This is a genomic window from Gordonia sp. 852002-10350_SCH5691597, assembly GCF_001665715.1.
GTDB lineage: Bacteria > Actinomycetota > Actinomycetes > Mycobacteriales > Mycobacteriaceae > Gordonia > Gordonia sputi.
Genome location: NZ_LZMO01000265.1, coordinates 20,883 through 28,400, shown reverse-complemented (window position 1 = coordinate 28,400; position 7,518 = coordinate 20,883). Strand labels below are relative to the sequence as shown.

Here is a 7,518-nt window from a genome sequence, read left to right as displayed (position 1 = left end):
GTTTCGGGTTCGATGAGCGCGGCCTCGTTGCAGACGACGTGGATGACGAACCGCGGATCGGCCGGCGGGACGGTGCCCGGTTCGGGGATTGTCGCCACGCAGTCGGTGTTGGCGCAGGCACATTCGAACCGTGAACCGCTCAGCAGCGCGAACATGGCATCCGAGGCGCGTTGCTGACGCGTCCGACCGTCACCGTCACAGACCGCGTCAGCCAAACGCCGGACCGCCGCGATCGCGATCTGGACGTTTTCTGCCGACATGACCGCGGTGATCTCGCCGACCCCGTCACCACAGTTGTCGGTGAACACCCCGCGCTTATCCAGGGCGCGTGCACGGCGTTCCCGTATCGCGTCGGGGTCGTGGCGGAACACGATCCGATCGACCATGTCGCGCAGACGCGGCCGTTTCCACGACCCGCGCCGCGTCCGCAAAGTGGTCGCGATCTGTTCATCGACGGCGGCCACCACCTCCGATGGGGTGCCCGGCCCGCGCACCAGGTCGGTGCGTGAGATCACCAGTCGCGCTTGCTCGATCGAGATGATCCCCTCGCGTAGACAGCCGAACACCTGTGGCAGGTCATCGCGTAACACGATCGCCTCGTCGATCATCCGTTCAGCCTGCGGACGTGACACCGCGAAGATCCCCGAGATGCGTGCCGCCGCATCGGAAAAGCCGTCGACGATCAGGCCATCAGACGCAGCGCGCTCGACGACCAGCCTGTCGTAGAGCACTCCGATCGACTGATACCGCGCCCACGCCAAAAACGCCTCACCACAACGTAATCGGGTCAGACCCTCCAACACAGCAACCGTGTCCGAACCATCGGGAGCGGCGGGATCGACACCACCCAACAACCCGAGCGGCAGATCCTTCGCCCAATCCGACAGAACAGCACCGGACATCGAATCGAACCCTTCCGAATCACCAGCTCCCGCACCAGAACCTGCGCCTGGGCCAACTGAGTTGATCGACATCCAACACCCCCTCGCACTCGCCGAATCGAACGTTTGTACCCATACTACGGGCAGACACCGACATAGATGAGCGCTTCGAGTTCGCAGAACAGATCTGTGCATAAACCATTGCGAGGCCACACTTTTCAGCGACAGTCAACGTTGCAGTATCGGAGTTCTGCCTTCACAGTGGACGCCACATCACCGACCAAGGAGAGCGGCCCCGCTGGTGGATACAGATCAGACAAGAACACAGCAGATCGCACATGAACAGCTCGCAATCGATGCAATGTACGACCGACTCGATGCCGAGCAGAACGAGACCCTCGCCACCCGAGCACGCACACTGGCATCTGGGGCCGATGAGCCCGAGATGCGAGTAGCCAGAGATGCCGAGCTCAACCGGCTGGACGCCAGGTTGCAACGACGTCGAAGCGCAGAGAGATCACTGTGTTTCGGACGTATCGACATGACCGGTGACGGCGCGTCCCTGCACATCGGGCGGGTAGGCCTCCAGTCCGCGTCAGGCAGCACACTCCTCGTCGACTGGCGCGCCGAGGCCGCTCGACCCTTCTACGAAGCGACGACGAAATCCAAACTGGGAGTGCGACGCCGACGCCATCTGCGCCTCAGCGGTCGTACGGTCGTCGATGTCACCGACGAGATACTGGATGGCACCACGCAGTCCGAGAACGACGTCGTCGGCGATGTCCCGCTCACCGCGGCGCTCACCGGTGCGCGATCGGGCCGCATGCACGAGGCAGCAGCTACCCTGCAGGCCGAACAGGATCAGATCGTCAGGTCGCAGCATCGCGGAATCGTCGTCGTCGACGGCGGCCCCGGGACCGGAAAGACGATCGTCGCACTCCACCGAGCCGCATACGTGTTGTATGCATTTCCCGCGATTGCCGATCGAGGCGTGCTGATCTTCGGTCCCAACGCGCGATTCCTGTCCTACATCTCCGACGTCTTGCCGTCACTGGGTGAGAACGACGTCGACATGGCCACCGCAGCCGATCTCGTCTCCGTCGCAGTCGGACGACGCGAACCCGACGACGTCGCACGGGCGAAGGGGCGCAGGTGCTGCGCCGACGAAATCGCGCGCAGGGTCGAAGTCGCGCAACCGCACGGGGTGTCGCTGCGCGTGCGCACCGAACACGGGACCGTCGTCGTCGATTCCGAACGTGTCGACGACGCCCGACGTCGCGCACTCCAAGGAGACGTGGGCCACAACCCCGCGCGAAAGATCTTCATCGAGTACCTGGTCGACGAGGTCGTCGATGACCTCGAAAGACAGACGGCACAAGAGATCTCCGATTTCGAGGACGAGATCAAGGTCGCGTTCGGTATCGACCTCGATCGCATGTTCCCGAGTGCGCACAGCGATGGAGACGACAACACCGCGCACTCAGCCGGACTCGACGAGATCGACTGGGACCTGATTCGCGACGAACTCCTCGACGATGCCGGGATTTGCCGCACGGTCGACCTCGTCTGGCCACGACTTCGACCGGAACAGGTTGTCCGCGAGCTGTTTCAAGACGAGACCACCGCACGCCGGATGCTTCCAGATCTCGCAGAACACAGCCTGGGATCTGTTTCATCGAACGCTGAATCCGGCTTGACGGAAGCTGATCTCGCACTTCTCGACGAGGCTCGTACACGACTCGACGGGCCGCCCGACACTACTTACGGCCATATCGTCGTCGACGAGGCACAGCACCTTTCCGAGATGCAGTGGCGGATGCTCATGCGCCGCTGCCCGAACCGTTCCATGACCATCGTCGGAGATCTGGCCCAGGCGGGACCAGCCACCACCATCACGACATGGAACGACGCACTGGAGCCATTCGTCTCCGACCGCTTCGTCCATCACACCCTGACGATCAACTACCGCACAACCGCCGAGATCCTCGACACGACCGCCCCGCTGCTCGCGCGCATCGCGCCCTCACAACGACTTTCGCGGTCACTGCGCAATGGGGAGCAGCCAGTCACGGTCGCGGTGGCGGGAGTCGACGTCGACTCCACCGTCGATGACCTCATCGCCGAGCTTCGGTCCTCTCATCCCGGCGAACTCATCGGCATCATCGCGGAATCACGACGAGCCGCTCTCATGGGTGCGCAAGCCACGGACCCGGACGTGAAAACCCTGGATCATTTCGGAGGTGATGTGGTCGTCGTTCCAGCATCCGAAGCCCGGGGGCTGGAGTTCGACACCGTACTCGTCGTGGCTCCCGACGAAATCGAATCGTCCGGGGCGGCCGGTCTGCGCGATCTGTATGTCGCACTGACCCGGGCAACCAAGCGCGTGATCACGATCGCGCGGCTCGCGACATAGATTCATCGAGCGCAACTGACCAGATCCTGGGCGTGCTGTGTCCGATTCACGGACGCGCGGCGAGTGTGCGCACCTTCACGGAGGAACCGGCCTCGCCACGAAGAACGTGCAATTGGGACGGTATCCGCGCACGCAACTCGTCGACGTGACTGACCACACCGACAACCCTGCCGCCGGAACGCAATTCGTCGAGCACCCCCATCACCAGATCGAGCGACTCCGGATCGAGTGTGCCGAACCCCTCGTCGATGAACATGGTGTCGAGCACCCGACCACCCGATTCCGCGGACACCACATCGGCGAGGCCGAGTGCCAACGCGAGAGACGCGAAGAAGGTCTCGCCGCCCGAGAGTGTCGTCGCGGCACGCGTGACCCCCGTGTACTCGTCGCGCACCTCGATGCCGAGACCGCCGCGACGCCCCCGCGGCCCTCCGGCGTCGGAGTGTGCGAATTCGTAACGGCCCGAGGACATCTGACGAAGCCGATCCGACGCCGCGACCAAGACCTCTTCGAGGCGTGCCGCGAGAACATACGACCTCAGTGTCATTCGCTTCGCGTTCTGCCCTCGGCCACTGACCAACTCGGCGAGATCGTGAATCTCCTTCTGTCGCGCACGAATCGGCTCGAAGTCGGTCAGCGCCTCCCAATAGAGGGTGACGTGATCGGCGAGGCTGGTCGCTCGACGCGCGGAGACCGCCGCGGCGCCGGACGCGGCATCGCACCGGGCGCGCACCGCTGTGAGCGTGGTCTCTAGGTGTGCGAGGTCGACGGGCTCGGCCGCCAGCGCCGAACGCACGTCGTCGTCGTCCAACGTGCCCTGCGCCTCGACCCTCAGGCCGTGCGCCTTGCGCAGCGACGACTCCCAGGTCGCCATCTGCTCATCGGTAGCCATCGCTGCTCGCACCGCGGCTTCGTCGGCGAACTGCGCTTCGGAGCACGCGGATGCGGCGCGCTCCGCCGATCGTGTCAGTCGCTCACCAACACGGCGCACCTCCGCTCGCGCGTCTCGCAAAGCTGAAGCGCACCTACACAACTCGGTCAACTCGGCACGGCGTCCGCTGACATCGCCCCGGCCTCCGGTTGCAGTCGAGACCTCCGCGTCGAGCGAGTCGAGTTCGCGACGCAGAGAGTCCAGGCGCACGGCCCCCGCCGCGCGCCGCTCCTGAATCTGCGATCGTTCGGCCTGCCAGGTGTTGGCCTGCCCATCGAGTTCGTCGACGACGCGCTGCAACTTGTCGACCGACGCCGCGGCGTGTTCGGCCTGCGTGAGGCGCTTGACCGTATCGTCGCGATCAGCGCGTACGGATTCTCGAATCGCGTCGCCGATCAGCTTGTCCAGATTGGCTTTTCGCTCGCGATAGGTATCCAGCGACGAGCGCGCACGCGTCAACTCGGCCGAGGCGCGATGTTCGATGTCGGCAGCCGCGGCCTCGTCGGCGTCGCCGACATGATCGCCCGGATCGCTCGTCGTCGGTGCCGGGTGTTCGCGCGAGCCGCAGACGGTGCACGGTTCGCCCTCGACGAGTTGCGACGCGAGCTCGGCCGCCATCCCCGCCAAGCGACGTTCGCGAAGGTCGAGGAATCTGGTCCGTGCATCGTTGTACGCCGCGTGTGCGTCGTTGACGGTCTGCTCGGCACGATGGAGAACGACGTCGAGCTTGTCGCGCTCATCCATCGCCTCGAGAATCGAAGTCTGCTGTTCCCGCTGGTTGCGCAAGGCCTCGACCCGGGCACGCTGGTCATGCGCATCCTGCAGCGCACGCGCTGCCTCGCTCCGGTGCCCTGGCAGGGCTGCCAGCGCGTCGTCGAGTTCGACGGTGCGGTTGTCGGCCGCCGAGACCTCGGCCTCAGCGGCGCCGATCGCATCGATCAGCGTGGGACGTTCGAGTGCCCTGCGCACCAACGGTTCGAGCCGACCCGACTCCGCCGCCCACGTGTCGATCGCGCTGGCCAACTCGGCGTCGTCGCACTCGCGCAACCACGCAGCCTCCGAACGCTCCAACACGGCCGATTCCGCTGCCGCACAATGCTCGTCTGCAGCGCGCGCACTGTCGATCGCCTGCCGGTGATCGGCGAGCACGGGGACTACCGGTGCAGCGCGACGTGCAGCGGCAAGAGCGCCTTCGGCACGATCGAGATCCGGCTTGGCGGCGTCGAGCTGATCGATGCGCGAGCGCGCGGAGAGTCCGCGCTGCCTGTCGTGCATCATCTTTCTGCCGCGGTCGTATGACTGCTGCGCGGCGTCGAGTTCGCCGCGCACCTCTGCCAACACCGTGGTGTCGCGGCGTTCTCCATCGCGGGCGTCGTCGAGGCACTTCTGGGCCCAGGCCATGTCGGGCTCGATGGGGGTCTCAGCGCCGGAGAGGGCCCCGATCTGCGCGGCGATGCGGTCGATCGACGCCGCCTTCGCCTCGACGGCCACCGCACTCTCTCGTGCACGTTCACGCAGCCAGTCCTCGACGTCGCCGAATCGCTCGGTGTCGAAAAGCCTCTCCAACAGCGCTTCTCGTTCTTCGTTGGGCGCCCGGAGGAATCGCGAGAAGTCGCCCTGTGGAAGAAGCACGACCTGGAAGAACTGCTCGGCGCTCATGCCGAGGAGTTCACTCACGGTCTCGCCGATCTCGGGCAACCGGGTGAGTGCCACCCCCGACCCGTCGACACACTCGAGCGTCGCCTTCGCCTGGACCTTGGTGATTCCGGTCCCCCGCTTCTTGGGTCGCTGATACTCGGGCGACCGGATGATGCGGAAACGGCGACCGTTGATCGTCGCTTCGACCTCGACCTGCGGAACCTGTTCTGCCGGAGCATGATCGGAATGAAGGCGTTTGGCCTCGTTGCGGGCGCCGGGCACCCTACCGAAAAGCGCGAACGCGACGGCGTCGAGCACCGTCGTCTTGCCCGCACCCGTCTGCCCGTGCAGCAAGAACAGGCCGTCGGCTCCGAGCGCGTCGAAATCGATCACCGTATCGTCGGCGAAGGGTCCGAACGCGCTCATGCGCAACCGATGAAGTCTCATGCCGACTCTGCCACCTGGTGAGTCTGAGCCAGCGCGTCGATCTCGAAGAGCGTCAACGGCTCAGACGATGCGACCTGTTCCGGCTCGCCGACGACAGCGCGTAGCGCACTCTCCACGAGCGCGCGCTCACGGGCAGTCGGCTCGTCGCGGACATCGGTGACGAAAGACGTGATGATCTCCGCATCACTGCGGCCGCGTACCCGAGAGCGATAGTCGACGCTGCTCTCGGCATCGGGACGCTGCCACTGTACGTGAACGGCGTGCGGAAACCGTTGCCGCAGAACGCGCATGGCATCGACCGGGCGGACGGCATCGGTGAGCGTCGCTTCGACGTAGTGATCTTCGGCAACCGCCAGCGACTCGTCGGCCAGCAACTCGTCGAGCGTGCCGCGCAGCGACGTGAGACCGCGCACGACCGGTAGATCGTGGCGACGGACGTCGGACACGCCGTCGGCGTCGAGGTCGACGATCCACACCGCTTTGTGGTGTGTGTTCTCGCCGAACGAGTACGGGATGGGCGATCCGCTGTAGCGAACCGTTGGCGTGAGTTCCTGCGGCGAGTGCAGGTGGCCGAGCGCGACATAGTCGACCCCTGAGAACACCTCGGCCGCAACGGTTTCTACTCCCCCGACGCTGATCGAACGCTCGGATCCGGTGGCGAGCCCGCCGACAACGAACGCGTGCGCGACGACCACCGAGCGCGCATCGCGCGCGGCGAGGTCGGCGCGGATGCGTTCCATCGACGCGGTGAGCACGTCGGAGTGTCCGCGCGCGTCTTCGACGCCGAGTTCGGTTCGGGTGACTTCGGGTTCGAGGTACGGGATTCCATAGATCGCCACGTCTCCGTGCTCGTCGGAGAAGACGATGGGGTCGTTGATGGACGCCACCGAGGTGCGCAGATGCAGGCCACCGGCCGCGGCGAAGCCCGACCCGACACCGAGGCGCGTCGGCGAATCGTGGTTGCCGGAGGTCACGACGATCGCGGCACCGGCGGATGCGATCGCGGCGAGGCCGTCGTCATAGACACGCACGGCGTCGGCAGAAGGCACCGATCTGTCGAACACATCTCCCGCGACCACGACGACGTCGACCGATTCCGCGGCGACGACGTCTGCGAGGTGACGCAGCGACGCGCGCTGGTCATCGAGCAGGTCGGCGCCGTGGAAGGTTCGGCCGATATGCCAGTCGGAGGTGTGCAGGATTCGCAT

Annotated in this window: 4 protein-coding genes; 1 reads left to right on the top strand and 3 read right to left on the bottom strand. The window is 65.5% G+C overall.

Going from position 1 to position 7,518, the window contains the following annotated elements; translation table 11 throughout:
• A partial coding sequence (locus tag A5777_RS20230; protein ID WP_231895133.1) for a DUF222 domain-containing protein occupies positions 1-902 on the bottom strand: 902 nt, incomplete at its 3' end.
• Between the two features lie 340 nt (positions 903-1,242).
• Between A5777_RS20230 and A5777_RS20225 the strand changes: the two genes are divergently transcribed.
• Positions 1,243-3,294 carry a HelD family protein gene (locus A5777_RS20225; protein WP_082933770.1) on the top strand — a complete coding sequence of 684 codons (2,052 nt, stop codon included), beginning with the start codon at positions 1,243-1,245 and terminating at the stop codon, positions 3,292-3,294.
• 46 nt (positions 3,295-3,340) lie between these two features.
• Here the strand turns inward: A5777_RS20225 and A5777_RS20220 are convergent, their stop codons facing one another.
• Both A5777_RS20220 and A5777_RS20215 read right to left on the bottom strand, forming a co-directional pair.
• Complete coding sequence (locus A5777_RS20220) at positions 3,341-6,310, bottom strand: AAA family ATPase (RefSeq protein ID WP_064864067.1); 2,970 nt, start codon at positions 6,308-6,310, stop codon at positions 3,341-3,343.
• The gene (locus A5777_RS20215; protein ID WP_064864065.1) at positions 6,307-7,518 is read right to left on the bottom strand and encodes an exonuclease SbcCD subunit D; all 1,212 of its coding nucleotides are present in this window, start codon (positions 7,516-7,518) and stop codon (positions 6,307-6,309) included. The genes A5777_RS20220 and A5777_RS20215 overlap by 4 nt, the downstream gene beginning before the upstream one ends.